Genomic DNA, 13,540 nt, shown 5'->3' with positions numbered 1-13,540 from the left:
TCTTTCGTTACGGGCTTAAACACCCCAAACGATAGGCTCTTGGTATTTGTGAGCAGATTTGAGAAGTGTCAAGAAAGGAAAAGCTCTCTGGCCAAGTCGGTCAGAGCTTGCCAGTTCTTCTCTTGACATGGTTGAGCGAGCAATGACATCTTGTTCGATGGCAGACTCTAGCGTTCGAATCAAGGTTGGTAAGGTATCAACCGTTAAAATACCGGTAGGTTCTAGTTTTTTGCCGATTGTCAGAAAAATCTTCTTAGTAAGATCTTCTAACATGAGGCAATTTGCAGAATTTTTAGATTGAAATTTATATAGCATTTTTTTAGCATACACTACGGAATCCATTTTTGTCATGCTTGTACAAACTCAAAAACATTTAGAACGCTTAATTCACGACGGATTAATGCAAGTTGCTCAAAAACAGCAATTAAATCAAGATAATCTACCAGTTGCAAGACTGGAAAGGCCAAAAGTCGCCGAACATGGTGATGTTGCGACCAATATCGCCATGCAAATCGCCAAGTCTTGGAAAATGAATCCTAAAGATTTAGCAAGTCAATTGGTCCAAGAAATTGAACAGCTTGATCCACAAAAAGAAACAATTAGTAGCCTAGAAATTGCCGGGCCAGGCTTTATTAATATTCGCTTGAGTAATGTCGTCAAGCAATCCGTTGTCCAACAAATTTTGAGTCAGGGGCAATCTTTTGGTATTTTGCCACCGCAGGAAGAGCCCCCTGTATTGATTGAATTTGTTTCCGCCAATCCAACCGGCCCATTGCATGTGGGACATGGTCGACAAGCGGCGCTCGGTGATATTTTGGCAAGCGTCATACAGACGCAAGGTAGAAAAGTACATCGAGAGTTTTATTACAACGATGCTGGTGTCCAGATTCAGAATTTAGCAATCTCTACGCAAGCCAGAATCAATGGTCTAGAACCAGGTATGGAAGGATGGCCAGAAAACGCATACAACGGAATGTACATTAAGGATATTGCGAATGCTTACTTGGCAGGACAGACGATTTCAGCTGCTGACTTGGCTCCTGTTGTCGCCTCCAAAGATCCCCAAAATTTAGAAAATATTAAACGCTTCGCAGTAGCCTATTTAAGACAAGAGCAAGATATTGACTTGAGAGCCCTTGGCGTCCATTTTGATGAATACTATTTGGAATCCTCCCTTTATTCTGATGGCAGTGTCGAAAAGATTGTTTCTGATCTGACAGAACTTGGGAAGACCTATGAACTGGAAGGCGCTCTTTGGTTAAGAACAACTGAAGATGGAGATGATAAAGACCGAGTCATGAAAAAAACCGATGGTACCTTTACGTATTTTGTACCTGATGTTGCCTATCATGCCAGTAAGTGGGCGCGTGGATACCACGCAGTTATTAATATTCAAGGAAGTGATCATCATGGCACTATCGCTCGGGTTCGATCAGGAATACAAGGAGTCGCAGCGAAGAGATCATGGGCAGTCCCGAAAGACTACCCTCAGTACATCCTTCATAAAATGGTCACTGTTTTAAAAAATGGTGAAGAGGTCAAGATTTCCAAAAGAGCTGGTTCTTATGTCACGGTTCGAGATCTAATTGAGTGGTCTGGTGGGGTTAATGAGGATTTATCAGAGTCCGATCGAATCGCTGCCTTAGAAAAGGGTAAAGATGCTGTTCGCTTTTTCTTGATTTCTCGGAAGGCGGATACGGAGTTTGTCTTTGATATCGACCTAGCTTTGCAACAAAATGATGAAAATCCAATCTTTTATGTGCAATATGCTCATGCAAGAATTTGTTCGATTTTGCGTCAATGGGCTGGAGATGAATCCAGTTTAAAGACGGTTGCTTTGGAAAAATTAGCAAGTAAGGCGGCTGATGATTTGATGAGAAGGTTAAGTCAGTATCCACAAATGTTGTCTGATGCTGCCAACGACTTGACACCCCATAGCGTGGCCTTTTACCTAAGAGATTTAGCGGCCGATTTTCATTCTTTTTATAACTCCGACAGAGTCTTGGTAGACGATGAAGAGCTAAAAAATGCTCGGTTAGCGTTACTCTTAGCGACAAAACAAGTGCTAGCAAATGGCCTAGGAATATTAGGGGTTAATGCACCTGAAAAAATGTAAATTGCAGGTGTAAATTTTAGGGGTTATGATGGATAAAATGGACATTAATATGAATCAAAAATTATTCATTAATCAAGGCGGAAATACTTTTATTGGTATTGTGATTGGCCTTATTCTTGGCCTTGGCATTGCTTTGGGTGTGGCTTATGTCATCTCAAAAAACTCCCCAGAAGATAAGGCGACTAGTCGGTCATCCGAAATGGGACTAGTTCCCAAGCTATCTAACTCCGTAGATCCTGGTCAAGTGCCTGATGTGAATCAACCCCTTAGAAAAAATAAATCGAACGATGAGGCCAATAATGACCCTGTAGCATCGGTTGTGAAAAGCAGTCAAGATACCACCCCAGCAATTGCTCCACCAGCAAATGTTGCAACAACGGAGAGTTCGAAATCAGATACGATCTACTGGGTTCAACTGGGTGCTTATGGAGATAAAAGTACGGCCGAAAGTGAGAAAGCTTCTTTTGCTTTACAGGGCGTTCAAACAAAATTAATTGAGGGTAGAAATGATGGCCAAACAATTTGGCGTCTCAGACTAGGTCCTTTTACTACCGAAAGCGAAGTTCAAACCTCCAAAACAGCGTTAGAGAACATAGGAATCTCTTATACCGTCATTAAGGCAAAAAAATCATGAAAAGACAATTTTTTAAAAATTCTTTGGGCTTATCCTTATTATTAATAGGCTCTATTGTAAGTGCGCAATTACTTCCACCTGGTGCTAAATCAGTTGTCACACCAGCACCAGCACCAACTACTCAAGCTAGTAGCTTTGTGGAGGGGCTTGATTACCGAAAGTTAGTATCGCCCCAGCCAACGGAGTCTAAAGGAAAAATCGAAGTGGTTGAATTTTTTTGGTACGGTTGTCCGCACTGTAACGATTTAGAGCCAGAGTTATTGGCTTGGTCCAAAAGGCAAAAAAAGGATGTTGTACTAAAGAAAGTGCCAGTAGCATTTCGTGATGATTTCTTAGCCCATAGCCAAATATTCTATGCTTTAGAGTCCATGGGTAAAGAAGCAGAGTTCACGCCGAAAGTATTCCAAGCCATTCACACAGAGCGGAAATCTTTGTTAAAAGAAGAGGAAATTTCGAATTGGGTTGCGGCGCAAGGACTAGATCAAAAAGCTTTCATGACGGCTTACAAATCTTTTACGGTGATTACAAAAGCAAAGACAGCTAATACGGTTTCACAATCCTATCGTGTAGATGGAGTGCCAACGATTGCAGTACAGGGCAAATATATGACTTCCCCATCAATCGCTGGTACAAAACAAAGAGCTATCGAAACGCTAGACTTTTTAGTTGAGCAAAGTAGAAGCGGCAAGATGTAGTTTTTAGAAAATTTACGGACTAGATTTGGAGCCTAAATAGACTCCAAATTTTTGTATACAAATTAGGCTAACTTTTTAAGGCCCTTCATTAGAGATCCAATGAGAGGTAAATGTTCATAAATACCCTCCGCAGGGTCCCAATAATCCGTGTGGGAAGAGACTAAACAGTCTTCGTTAAACTGTAGCCAACTTACCCCAGTCACGCATTTCTTCGTAGTATCCCAGCGCTTAAATTGAAAGTGAAACTCCCAAAGCAAACAAGCTGAATGATCTTTTTGTAGTGCTTGCCGCACAATAAATCGGGGGTAATCAACTTGCTCAAACATCTTGATAAAAATCTTTTTGATTTCATCCCTACCAACCACTCGATTAAATGGATCTTTAAAAGATGCATCCATGGCGTAAAGCGCGACGAGTTCATCGATTGTTGCAATTGAAATAGTTTCGTATTTTAATTGGAGAGTTTCGATAGCACCTCTTAATGCGTCAATCTTGAACGAGTTTTCCATAGAGCGATGCCTTCATTACTGAGTAATAAATTTTTTAACAAGCCAAAAATAAATCGGATAGGGGAGGATGCGTAACAATTTCAAGAAAAAAGAAAACTCTTTCGGGAAATGAGTTTCAAACTCGCCTTTTTTTAAACCATTACCAATTTCTTCTGCCGCCCTTTCTGGGGAAATCAAGGAGGGCATTTTGAAGTCATTAATTGCTGTCGCTGGAGTCTTGACGAAGCCCGGACAAATAATATGTACCCCAATACCTAGTGGATTTAAATCCTCATATAACGATTCCGCAAAGTTTAAAAGAGCAGCTTTGGTCGGACCGTAAATCAGTGATTTGGGTAGACCACTATAGCCTGCAACACTTCCGACCAAAGCGATATGTCCATGACCTTGTTTTAAAAACTGCGGGATCAGAAAATTCAATACGCGAATCGGGCCTAGTAAATTCGTTGAGACCATGTTTTCTGCATCAACAATATTTAAAGTTTTGGCTTCAATGGGCGTATACACGCCTGAGACAAATAAGAGAAGATCAATCGTAGAAAAGTGATTTAAAACTGCCGCTTGCGCCTTTTCAACACTCTCCAGTGACATTACATCCAAGGGGATGATATTACTTTGTACACCAAATTCATTAGTAAGCGTTTGGTTGAGATCAAGGAGTGATTCTTCCCGTCTAGAAGAAATAATTAAGTTGGCACCTTCTTTGGCTAACCAACGGGCACATGCGTGACCGATTCCTGAGGAGGCTCCAATTAACCAAACATTTTTGTTATGAAAATCCTTTAACGGAGGATTAAGACTCATGGAGTGGTTTTTCTATAGTAAATTGAACAACATCTAAAGTTTTCTCAGCAAAGCCAGCCGCACAATAATATAAATAAAAATTCCAAAGGCGAATAAACTCATCCTTAAAGCCTAGCGCTTTAATTGCATCAATCTGTTGATTAAAGGAATCCGCCCAAATTCTTAATGTTTGAGCATAATCTTCACCAAAATAAAAGCGATCTTTGACCTTTAGGCCTGCTGCTTTCACTTGACTCTCAAAGGCACTAACAGAGGGTAACATCCCACCGGGAAAAATATATTGTTGAATAAAGTCAGTGCTAGTTCGATAAACTGGAAAGAGTTCATCGTCAATCACAATCGTTTGAATGACAGCCTTTTTCCCAGGCTTTAAACAACGATCAATGGTCTTAAAGAATGAAGGCCAAAAGGCCTCACCAACTGCTTCAAACATTTCAATGGAAACAATCCCATCGTATTCATGATTGCAATCACGATAGTCCTGAAGAATGGCAGCACTATTTTGCTCAGCAAAGCTAGCATTCGAGCCTTTTGCGGCTAATTCTTGTTGTACATAATTCAATTGTTCAGTGGAAATCGTAATTCCATCAACGGCAACATTTTGTAAGTTGGCACGCTTCATGAAATTACCCCAACCACAACCAATTTCCAAAATCTTATTACCTTGTTCAACCTCTAAATTGCTTAAGATTTTTTCGCATTTCGCATTCTGAGCATCTTGCAAGGGTTGGTGATAGTTACCATTGAATAAAGCACTGGAATACATCATGCTTGGGTCTAGCCATAAGCCATAAAACTGATTACCAAGGTCGTAATGAGCATGGATATTTTTTTTACTTTGAGCTTTTGTGTTTCGGTGTAAAAAATGTTTTAGTTTATAAATGAGCGAGCCAAACCAAGTGCCATAAATAAGTTGAGTAAAAAAAGATCTATTTTGTAAAACCAATCGTAATAATTTTTCTAAATCATCGGTCTGCCAAAAGTTTTTAAAAAATCCCTCTGCTACTCCAATATCACCACTAGAGATTGCTAATGAAAAGGCCTTTAAATCATTAATTTTTATCTGTATGGGGGTGTCATGATCGTGGGCTAATTGACCAAAAATATGTTTCGAACCATCGGGCAACGAAAATATAAATTGCCCCCCTTGAACTTTTTTAAAACAGCTAAATACGATCTTTTTGGAAATGAGTGACATAGAATGATATTGCTTAAGTAGTTGTTGTAGCTGGTTTTTTATAAAATTTTGCACCTTTAACCAACAATTTAATAGCCTGAAAATGAATTTTAACAATAACTCCAAAAGTGAGTAATGGATAGTTAAAAAAAGCATTTAATTTGCTTGCAAAGGTAATGGGACTTTCTTGACCACTGATGCTTGTCATGAGTACGCAATCCTCTTGATCAAAGTATTCAATTCGACTGACGTGTCGTGCTTGGTGTTCAAGCTCTTGCCGCATAAACCGGAATTGATAACGTCCCTTCACATCAAAGAATGGAGAAACGTAAAACAGCTTATCGGTGTGCAGCGTTTTACCCCATGGTAAGTTATCTTGATGGTCATGAAGCAAATACGCATGACGATCACCGAAGGTATTGTTTACCTCGGCAACGATTGCCACCAGGTTATTTTTATCATCATGACAAAACCAAAAACTTACCGGATTAAAAACATAACCAAAAAATCGTGGGAAGGTATGCAGCCAAATTTCGCCGTTAGCTTTTTCAATCTGGTGATCAGATAAGAGTTGCTCTACCCAATGTAAGGATGTCTGATTGTTAAGACCGTGGTCTTTGTCATAAAAGGAAAAGATAGAAAATTTATTATCCCCGATTCCCACATTAGAAAGCAATTTGGGATCTTGCTTTCTGGAACGCATCGGAATGCGCAGGTAGAAAACACGATATGAAAATCGATTATTCGGTTGATAACGATGATGAATAACTCTGCCAAAGTGAAAAGAAGCTTGTGCCATTTTTAAAAATGAGCATTCCGCATAATTTCACTGGCAATTAATTCACCTGATTTAAAACCATCCTCATGGAATCCGTAGCCAGTCCAAGCCCCACAAAACCACACTTTATGTTTACCTTGAATATTTGGTAATAATTTTTGAGCGGCAATTGCTTGAGTGTCAAACAACGGATGAGAATATTCGATGGTTTGAAATATTTTGTCCTGTTTTGGTAAGGTATGAGGATTTAAGGTAACAATAACTTGGTGCTCCTTAAGGTCCACGGGGATTGGTTGGAGCTTATTAATCAAATAGTGGACGCAAACAGCACTCGAATCATCGAGGCCCTGACCAACTGGAGTATTTGACGCATAGTTCCATGCAGCCCATACCTTTTTTTCAGCCGGCAACTGTGATTCATCCGAGTGTACATAAGCAATATTATTTTTATAAGGGATCGAACCTAATATTTGCTGTTCGTTTTCAGTCGGGTCTTGAATAATCGATAGTGCCTCATCACTGTGACAGGCTAATACAACTTCATCAAAAGTTTTGATCTGACCACTATTTAAATGTAAATCAACGCCGTTCGCATGCCTTGTCAGGTAATGAATACCATCCATTAACACGGGAATTCCTTTTTCTTTTAATTTATCCAAAACGCGATGAACATATTCTCTAGAGCCCCCCTTGACAGTAAACCATTGCGGGCGATTGACGATATCCAGTAGGCCATGATTTTCACAAAATTGTGCCAGGGTCAAGATTGGAAACTTCAGCATCTCTTGCGTTGTACAGGACCAAATTGCACCAACCATTGGTAAAAGATACCAATCTCTAAAAGGCAAACCGAGGCGGTTCTTTTGCAGAAAATCCTCAACACTAATTTCTGGGGAATTGGCGATCGCATTTGTTTTAGCGAGTTTTTTACAAAGCGCATTAAAGCGCAAAATATCAATAACCATGCCCCAAAATTTCCAACTCAATAAGTTCCGTCTTTGCGCAAATAGGGTATTAATCGTATCCCCAGCCCACTCAAGGGCGGTGCCGTTTTTTCTTGGAATAGAAACCGCAAACGACATTTCCGATTTTGCCACTGGAACTTTTAATTCATCAAAAAAGTGAATTAATCTTGGATAGGTGCGTTCATTAAAAACTAAAAAGCCAGTATCAATCCAAAAAGATTGATCACTTCCGGGAGGAGTGTAAGAAATTGAGTGGCTATGACCACCAATACGAGCTTGTTTTTCGAACAAAACCACTTCTAAATTTGGGTCATTGCGTAATGCATAGGCGCAGCTGAGTCCTGATATACCACCGCCAACGATGGCGATTCGTTTCTTTTGAGACATTACTTCTTTCCGGCTAATAGTTTTTCGATTTCAGAGGTGACGGTTCTGCTGTCTGGATTGGTCATGCTACTAAAGGATTTGATGACATTTCCATCACGATCAATTAAATATTTATAAAAATTCCATTTTGGTGATGTTTTTGTCTTTTCTTGTAGTAGTTTAAAGAGTGGATTCGCTGTTGCCCCGCTTACCGAGGTTTTAGCAAACATGGGGAACTTTACATCGTAGGTATTCTTACAGAAATCTGCGATTTCTTTATTTGAGCCAGGCTCTTGTTGGCCGAAATCATTAGAAGGGAAACCTAAAACGACGAAGCCTTTCGCAGCATAAGTAGCATAAATTTTTTCTAAACCTTCGTACTGAGAGGTAAAACCACAGTAACTCGCGGTATTAACGACCAGTACCACCTTTCCTTTATATTGACAAAGGTCTTGGGTAACTTCGTCTTGTAACCGAGGAAATTTGAAATCCAAAGAGGTTGGGCACGTTTCTGCACTAAAACTAAAAGTAGGAAGAATTATTGCAAAACACAATAAAAGTTTGATAAAAAATCTTGTAAAACAATGCATACTAAATTTTCCAAATTTTATAAATAACCTAAAGTCTAAGCGATATTTAAAACAATTTCCGAAAAGGATGTTTTAAATAATTTAGAATGAAACAATGAATCCAGTTAGTTACCCATCTCCTGTCTTTGAAAGTAAAGTCTTACCGATTAATTTTACGTCAGATCAACTTTCAAAAGCACTGCAAGCCATTGAAAAACCTGTGGTTTTTACTAATGGAGTATTTGACATCTTACACCGTGGACATGTTACCTATCTAGCGCAGGCTAAAAGTTTGGGGGCTAGTTTAGTTGTCGGTGTGAATGCTGATATCTCAGTAAGAATGCTTGGTAAAGGCGATGACAGGCCAATCAACCCGGAGATAGACCGTATGTGCTTACTTGCTTCTCTCGAAAGTGTTGATTTAGTCGTCCCGTTTTCTGAAAAAACACCGGTCTCTTTGATTGCCCAAATTCGACCAGAAATTTATGTAAAAGGTGGCGATTACGACATTGAGACCTTGGCTGAAACCGAACTCGTTCGAACCTGGGGTGGTTTGGCTTACGCCATCCCTTTTATTCATTTCAGTTCAACCACTAAATTGCTTGAGAAAATTCGAGTTTAATTTTTCTTCGTTTTCTCTACTTCCAACACAGCTTTCACCTCGCCATTGATGGTAATTGGCGCAATATTTTTTATCATTTCCTCACTGATTAGTCGTTCTGGGGAGTTAGAAGACTCTAGCCACCGATCAATCTGCTCGATGGTCCCCATTGGATTAAAAATGTTGCTAAATATGAGCACGACATTGATGAAAATACAGAGAATGAGTAACCACTTGATTGTTTTCAAATGTGGGCTTCCTTGTGATGTAGACGCCATGCATTGAGGCCGACAAGAATTAGATTTGGCTCTTGAACGAATTTCACTTGGTTTGAATCAGAGAGTAAATATGCCTCTAATAGATTGGCATTGCCACCAGTGATCAAGATAAGTTCTAAGTGAGGTAATTGTGCGATTGCTTGTTGGATGGCTCCTACCGTTGCCAAAACCACGCCCATTCCGATAGCATCTTTGGTGCTGGTGCCGAATGGAATGGCGAGCGTTCCTTGGTTATTAAAAGTCTGATCATCATCCCTTGAAGTTGTCAGTTGATTGGCTTCTAGGGTTGGTAAATTAGCGGTGGATTTACCCAATGACTTGAGCATTAAATCTAGCCCAGGTATGATCCAACCGCCGATGAATTTTGACCCTTGGTGGAGGTAGTCAATCGTCGTTGCAGTACCTGAAGCAATCACTAGGATGTTTTTTTCAGGATAAAGTGTTTTCGCTCCCAACATCCCGGCTAATCGATCGGTACCAAGTTCGGTGGGGCGTTGATAGCCGTTATCAAACCCGGGAATAACTGTTTCCCCACTGAGTTGATAAAGAGTGGCACTTGGGAAATGCGCTTGCCAAATTTTCAAAACATCGAGTTGTCCCACACAAGTACAAAAAATATTTTGAATGACCGCAACGGAGCTTGATGTCAACAGAGAGTCGAACTGTTGCATGATTTGCTCTGAAAGTTCTTGATTGTTAATGATTCCGGACTGCTCAATGCTCAAAGAGCCCCCTAAACCGGATTTCGTTGTAATCCATTTACTTCTGGTGTTGCCAATATCAAGTAGTAAATCAAGTTCCATTAGTATTTATTGAGAGTTGCGTAAAGAGATATTGCCATTATGAATGGTTTGTAGCCCAATCGGAGATTCCAACATTAAAGCGCCTTCGGCCGTGATCCCGATCACCCTGCCACTTTGAGTAACTTGTTGGTCTTCGATTAGAACCACATCCCGTTGATGATAAATGTGGCAATCATTCCACCGTAAAATATCTAAAATATAGTTTTGGTTTGTAAATGCGTTTAAACCCTGAATCAATTGATACGTAATCGTTTTCCAAAGCGCCATTCGATCAATGACTTTGTTATTGCTAAGAGGTAAATGCTCTAGAGAACTGACGCTGTAAGTACTATTGATGGGGGTATTTAAATTACTCATATTTAGCCCGATACCAATAATGGTCCAAATAGGCTCAGTTGGTTTTTTTTGACCACTTTCAATTAATACCCCCCCAATTTTTGAGTTATTGAGAAAAATATCATTTGGCCACTTGAGACCTAAACCAACATTTTGAAGAGTTTTTAGATCAGTATTCCAATACAGTGCAATACTTTCTAAAATAGCTAAACCAACCACTAAACTTAGTGGTTGTAATGCCCTTAAATTGGTTGTTGGTTCAAAAGAATAAGCAAGCGAGAAAGTTAATGAGTGATTTTCTTCAGAAATCCAAGCATTTCCTCGGCGCCCTCGACCAGCGGTTTGATGGATTGCTAGGCGACTAATGGGTTGATGTAATTCATTATTTCGCCAACGATTCATTAAATCGAGGTTGGTAGAGAGTGTTTCGCTAACTTGTTCAAAAAGACATGGCATGTATGAATGATAATGTAAATAATGTTAGTAGAAATGATCAAGAAGTCCAATAACTCAACTCAAGAGATAAATGATCTTGCCCCCTTGGTATTGGCAAGGCTCTCTCTTACCGTGATTACTGCATTAATAATATTTGCCAGTTTGACACCATTCAATTTTCATTTATTCACTTTAAATCCTTTTGCATGGATTGCAGCTCCTCTACCTAAATATATCCCGCTATTTGATGTGGAAGTGAATGTACTTGGGTACTTACCTTTAGGTTTTTTAACTGTTTTTGCCCTTTTCCCACGCTGGGTGAAATGGCCTGCATTTATATTTAGTTTACTGTTCGGCATAATCCTTTCAGCAAGTTTAGAGTCTGCGCAAACCTACTTATCCACTAGGGTTGCTAATTTGACGGATTTATACGCTAACGCATTAGGCACATTTATTGGCGCCTTATTAGCCATAACGATTCATCCAGTCTGGTTGTCTGAACAGTTGACTACCCGCTTTCGTATTACTCTCAAAGGTAAAAATCAGGGGATCTTCCTTTTATTGGCAATTTTCCCTATTGCTCAAATATTTCCTCAGAATGTGTGGCTGGGTATGGGCGATTTTAATTTAGCGTTTTTAAGAATCTCCCCTTATTGGTCAACACTATTGAATAACACCACGCAAGAAGTGATCATCGCGGCGCTTGCCGTAATAAGTACTAGTGCCTTCTTGATGTGTGGAACCTCAATGCAGTTTCCAAAAATTAAAGTGGTTTTTAGCATTATTTTTGTCGGCGGAGTACTAAAGATTGCGATGTCACAACTCCAATATGGCTCCTTTGATATAAAACATTGGATTAGCATTGCCAACCTTGCTGGCGTGATCATCGGCTTCATCGGCGCAATCGTGATAAGGAATTGTTCTCGAGTTACGCAATGGGTTGTGGCACTAGTGGGTTTTATATTGCTATTGATACTCGTTAATATATTGCCCCAAAACCCTTATTATTTATCCCAACTACAATTACTTCCTCAAGGGCGTTTAACGCATTTCAATGGCTTATTAGAGTCGATCACGATGATCTGGCCTCTTCTAGCGATTTTCCTTTTAACCAAGCAATACAAATCCTTTCACGATTCTTTTAGCGCGTCTTCAGGAGTGGAAGTTAAACAGATATAATTTGCAGATGAGTCAATTTCAATACCACGCCTTTTTTTGTCTAAATCTTCGTAAGAATGGAGAAAATTCTTGCGAAAATCACTGTGCTACCGATTTATTTGATTATGCAAAAGCTGAATGCAAGCGTTTAAACCTCAACGGAGTAGGTAAAGTGCGCGTCAATCGTGCTGGGTGTCTAGATCGATGTGATTTTGGACCAGTCATGGTTGTTTACCCAGAGGGCATTTGGTATCAATTGGTGGATAAAGAGGATATTGATGAAATTATTCAAAGCCATTTTATGAACGGTACACCAGTAGCAAGACTTGCCTTAAGTGATGCATCGATATGATGAAAGCGATTGACCAACTTATTCCCATTACGATTGGCGTTGCACAAGCTAAGATTGAATTTCCTGAAGCTTTGACGGTTGATCCAAGTACAACCATTCAAGGGATTGCTATTGTTGCTCATCCGCATCCACTCATGGGCGGTACGATGGATAACAAGGTTGCTGTCACGCTATCAAAAACATTGAATAAATTAGGTTTTATTACCGTCAGGTTTAACTTCCGTGGGGTGGGGCAATCAACCGGTGTGCATGATCATGGTATTGGTGAAACACAGGATCTTGAAGAAATTGTAGCCTTGGTGAGAAGTTCAGCATTTTGGGAAACGATCCCACAGACTCAGGCTTTACCATGGGTCCAAGAGATTCCTAGATTGCCTTATGTCTTAGCTGGGTTCTCCTTTGGCACTTTCGTGAGTAGCCGCTTGGTGGAAAAACTGCAAGAAGATCTGCCGAAAAGGTTAATTCTAGTTGGAACTGCCTGTGGCAAATGGGATGTGCCAAATGTGCCAGCTAATTCAATCATTATTCATGGCGAGTTAGATGAAACCATCTTATTAAGTAATGTTTTTGAGTGGGCAAGACCACAAGAACTAATAGTTCAAGTAGTACCTGGAGCGGATCATTTTTTTCATCGCAAATTACATTGCATTAGACAGGCGATTACAGCCGCTTGGTACGGAGTAGAAAATGGACATGACCATACATAATGAGTCTTTAATAAAGTATCCTTGCAACTTTCCTATCAAGGTAATGGGCAAAAACCATCCTGACTTCAAACCCGCTGTGGCGATGGTTTGCAAGCAGTTTGACCCACAATTTAATTATTCGGAAATTGAAGAGCGGATGTCAAAATCGAATAATTATTTAGGATTAACGGTGAATATCAATGCCACGAGTCGAGAGCAGTTGGATGAGATTTATCGCACCTTATCGACTCACCCCTTAGTTAGCGTTGTTTTATAAG

The 13,540-nt window shown here is 39.9% G+C and carries 17 protein-coding genes and 1 pseudogene; 8 read left to right on the top strand and 10 right to left on the bottom strand.

Translation table 11 applies throughout. The features are described from left to right. Positions 1–15: 15 nt before the first annotated feature. Positions 16–351, bottom strand: coding sequence for a DUF1840 domain-containing protein (locus tag B8983_RS09900; protein WP_234987001.1), 336 nt, complete (start codon positions 349–351; stop codon positions 16–18). Between B8983_RS09900 and argS the strand changes: the two genes are divergently transcribed. From argS to B8983_RS09885, 3 genes are read left to right on the top strand one after another with little or no spacing between them, the layout of a single operon-like run. Beyond that, positions 350–2,116: an arginine--tRNA ligase gene (argS, locus tag B8983_RS09895; RefSeq protein ID WP_084284038.1), complete on the top strand. Its 1,767-nt coding sequence runs from the start codon at positions 350–352 to the stop codon at positions 2,114–2,116. The genes B8983_RS09900 and argS overlap by 2 nt on opposite strands. Positions 2,117–2,165: 49 nt before the next feature. Beyond that, entirely contained in the window at positions 2,166–2,750 is a 585-nt protein-coding gene (locus tag B8983_RS09890) for an SPOR domain-containing protein (protein WP_159460881.1), read from the top strand. Beyond that, entirely contained in the window at positions 2,747–3,445 is a 699-nt protein-coding gene (locus B8983_RS09885) for a thiol:disulfide interchange protein DsbA/DsbL (protein WP_084284034.1), read from the top strand. The genes B8983_RS09890 and B8983_RS09885 overlap by 4 nt, the downstream gene beginning before the upstream one ends. Positions 3,446–3,507: 62 nt before the next feature. Here the strand turns inward: B8983_RS09885 and B8983_RS09880 are convergent, their stop codons facing one another. From B8983_RS09880 to B8983_RS09855, 6 genes and pseudogenes are all read right to left on the bottom strand, one after another. Continuing rightward, a complete protein-coding gene (locus B8983_RS09880) occupies positions 3,508–3,954 on the bottom strand; it encodes a nuclear transport factor 2 family protein (protein ID WP_084284032.1) in 447 nt (148 codons plus the stop codon). Between the two features lie 15 nt (positions 3,955–3,969). Then, positions 3,970–4,758: an SDR family NAD(P)-dependent oxidoreductase gene (locus B8983_RS09875; protein ID WP_084284030.1), complete on the bottom strand. Its 789-nt coding sequence runs from the start codon at positions 4,756–4,758 to the stop codon at positions 3,970–3,972. Next, the gene (locus tag B8983_RS09870; protein WP_159460880.1) at positions 4,748–5,956 is read right to left on the bottom strand and encodes an SAM-dependent methyltransferase; all 1,209 of its coding nucleotides are present in this window, start codon (positions 5,954–5,956) and stop codon (positions 4,748–4,750) included. Before B8983_RS09870 ends, B8983_RS09875 begins: the two co-directional genes overlap by 11 nt. A 13-nt stretch (positions 5,957–5,969) precedes the next feature. Next, positions 5,970–6,734, bottom strand: a complete 765-nt coding sequence (locus B8983_RS09865; RefSeq protein ID WP_084284020.1) for a DUF1365 domain-containing protein — start codon at positions 6,732–6,734, stop codon at positions 5,970–5,972. Between the two features lie 2 nt (positions 6,735–6,736). Beyond that, complete coding sequence (locus tag B8983_RS09860) at positions 6,737–8,065, bottom strand: NAD(P)/FAD-dependent oxidoreductase (protein ID WP_084284017.1); 1,329 nt, start codon at positions 8,063–8,065, stop codon at positions 6,737–6,739. After that, positions 8,065–8,574, bottom strand: a pseudogene (locus B8983_RS09855) (glutathione peroxidase); the annotation flags it as partial. The pseudogene B8983_RS09855 and the gene B8983_RS09860, both read right to left, overlap by 1 nt. Positions 8,575–8,728: 154 nt before the next feature. Between B8983_RS09855 and rfaE2 the strand changes: the two are divergent. Then, a complete protein-coding gene (rfaE2, locus tag B8983_RS09850; RefSeq protein ID WP_084284010.1) occupies positions 8,729–9,235 on the top strand; it encodes a D-glycero-beta-D-manno-heptose 1-phosphate adenylyltransferase in 507 nt (168 codons plus the stop codon). Here the strand turns inward: rfaE2 and B8983_RS09845 are convergent. Genes B8983_RS09845 through B8983_RS09835 form a run of 3 tightly spaced genes read right to left on the bottom strand, consistent with a single transcriptional unit; the run spans position 9,232 to position 11,087 of the window. Further along, positions 9,232–9,462, bottom strand: coding sequence for a hypothetical protein (locus B8983_RS09845; protein WP_084284008.1), 231 nt, complete (start codon positions 9,460–9,462; stop codon positions 9,232–9,234). The genes rfaE2 and B8983_RS09845 overlap by 4 nt on opposite strands. Then, positions 9,459–10,295, bottom strand: a complete 837-nt coding sequence (locus B8983_RS09840; RefSeq protein ID WP_084284006.1) for a type III pantothenate kinase — start codon at positions 10,293–10,295, stop codon at positions 9,459–9,461. The genes B8983_RS09845 and B8983_RS09840 overlap by 4 nt, the downstream gene beginning before the upstream one ends. Positions 10,296–10,301: 6 nt before the next feature. Further along, positions 10,302–11,087 (bottom strand): biotin--[acetyl-CoA-carboxylase] ligase, encoded by a 786-nt coding sequence (locus tag B8983_RS09835; protein ID WP_084284002.1) that lies wholly within the window; start codon positions 11,085–11,087, stop codon positions 10,302–10,304. Between the two features lie 21 nt (positions 11,088–11,108). Here B8983_RS09835 and B8983_RS09830 point away from each other — a divergent pair, with 21 nt between their 5' ends. From B8983_RS09830 to B8983_RS09815, 4 genes are read left to right on the top strand one after another with little or no spacing between them, the layout of a single operon-like run. After that, positions 11,109–12,245: a VanZ family protein gene (locus tag B8983_RS09830; RefSeq protein WP_084283997.1), complete on the top strand. Its 1,137-nt coding sequence runs from the start codon at positions 11,109–11,111 to the stop codon at positions 12,243–12,245. Positions 12,246–12,252: 7 nt separating this feature from the next. After that, the gene (locus B8983_RS09825) at positions 12,253–12,576 is read left to right on the top strand and encodes a (2Fe-2S) ferredoxin domain-containing protein (RefSeq protein WP_084283993.1); all 324 of its coding nucleotides are present in this window, start codon (positions 12,253–12,255) and stop codon (positions 12,574–12,576) included. Further along, positions 12,576–13,283 carry an alpha/beta hydrolase gene (locus tag B8983_RS09820; protein WP_084284186.1) on the top strand — a complete coding sequence of 236 codons (708 nt, stop codon included), beginning with the start codon at positions 12,576–12,578 and terminating at the stop codon, positions 13,281–13,283. Before B8983_RS09825 ends, B8983_RS09820 begins: the two co-directional genes overlap by 1 nt. Further along, positions 13,270–13,539, top strand: coding sequence for an HP0495 family protein (locus B8983_RS09815; protein ID WP_084283991.1), 270 nt, complete (start codon positions 13,270–13,272; stop codon positions 13,537–13,539). Before B8983_RS09820 ends, B8983_RS09815 begins: the two co-directional genes overlap by 14 nt. Position 13,540: the final 1 nt, after the last annotated feature.

The organism is Polynucleobacter kasalickyi (assembly GCF_900176405.1).
Taxonomy (GTDB): Bacteria; Pseudomonadota; Gammaproteobacteria; order Burkholderiales; family Burkholderiaceae; genus Polynucleobacter; species Polynucleobacter kasalickyi.
This window is presented reverse-complemented; position numbering and strand designations above follow the sequence as displayed.

Excerpts from the sequence above, each read along its gene's own strand:
- B8983_RS09860 (WP_084284017.1), bottom strand. The coding sequence starts at position 8,065 with ATGTCTCAAAAGAAACGAATCGCCATCGTTGGCGGTGGTATATCAGGA.
- B8983_RS09820 (WP_084284186.1), top strand. The coding sequence starts at position 12,576 with ATGAAAGCGATTGACCAACTTATTCCCATTACGATTGGCGTTGCACAA.
- B8983_RS09890 (WP_159460881.1), top strand. The coding sequence starts at position 2,166 with ATGAATCAAAAATTATTCATTAATCAAGGCGGAAATACTTTTATTGGT.
- B8983_RS09840 (WP_084284006.1), bottom strand. The coding sequence starts at position 10,295 with ATGGAACTTGATTTACTACTTGATATTGGCAACACCAGAAGTAAATGG.
- rfaE2 (WP_084284010.1), top strand. The coding sequence starts at position 8,729 with ATGAATCCAGTTAGTTACCCATCTCCTGTCTTTGAAAGTAAAGTCTTA.
- argS (WP_084284038.1), top strand. The coding sequence starts at position 350 with ATGCTTGTACAAACTCAAAAACATTTAGAACGCTTAATTCACGACGGA.
- B8983_RS09870 (WP_159460880.1), bottom strand. The coding sequence starts at position 5,956 with ATGTCACTCATTTCCAAAAAGATCGTATTTAGCTGTTTTAAAAAAGTT.
- B8983_RS09835 (WP_084284002.1), bottom strand. The coding sequence starts at position 11,087 with ATGCCATGTCTTTTTGAACAAGTTAGCGAAACACTCTCTACCAACCTC.
- B8983_RS09900 (WP_234987001.1), bottom strand. The coding sequence starts at position 351 with ATGACAAAAATGGATTCCGTAGTGTATGCTAAAAAAATGCTATATAAA.
- B8983_RS09830 (WP_084283997.1), top strand. The coding sequence starts at position 11,109 with ATGTTAGTAGAAATGATCAAGAAGTCCAATAACTCAACTCAAGAGATA.
- B8983_RS09880 (WP_084284032.1), bottom strand. The coding sequence starts at position 3,954 with ATGGAAAACTCGTTCAAGATTGACGCATTAAGAGGTGCTATCGAAACT.
- B8983_RS09885 (WP_084284034.1), top strand. The coding sequence starts at position 2,747 with ATGAAAAGACAATTTTTTAAAAATTCTTTGGGCTTATCCTTATTATTA.
- B8983_RS09875 (WP_084284030.1), bottom strand. The coding sequence starts at position 4,758 with ATGAGTCTTAATCCTCCGTTAAAGGATTTTCATAACAAAAATGTTTGG.
- B8983_RS09825 (WP_084283993.1), top strand. The coding sequence starts at position 12,253 with ATGAGTCAATTTCAATACCACGCCTTTTTTTGTCTAAATCTTCGTAAG.
- B8983_RS09865 (WP_084284020.1), bottom strand. The coding sequence starts at position 6,734 with ATGGCACAAGCTTCTTTTCACTTTGGCAGAGTTATTCATCATCGTTAT.
- B8983_RS09815 (WP_084283991.1), top strand. The coding sequence starts at position 13,270 with ATGACCATACATAATGAGTCTTTAATAAAGTATCCTTGCAACTTTCCT.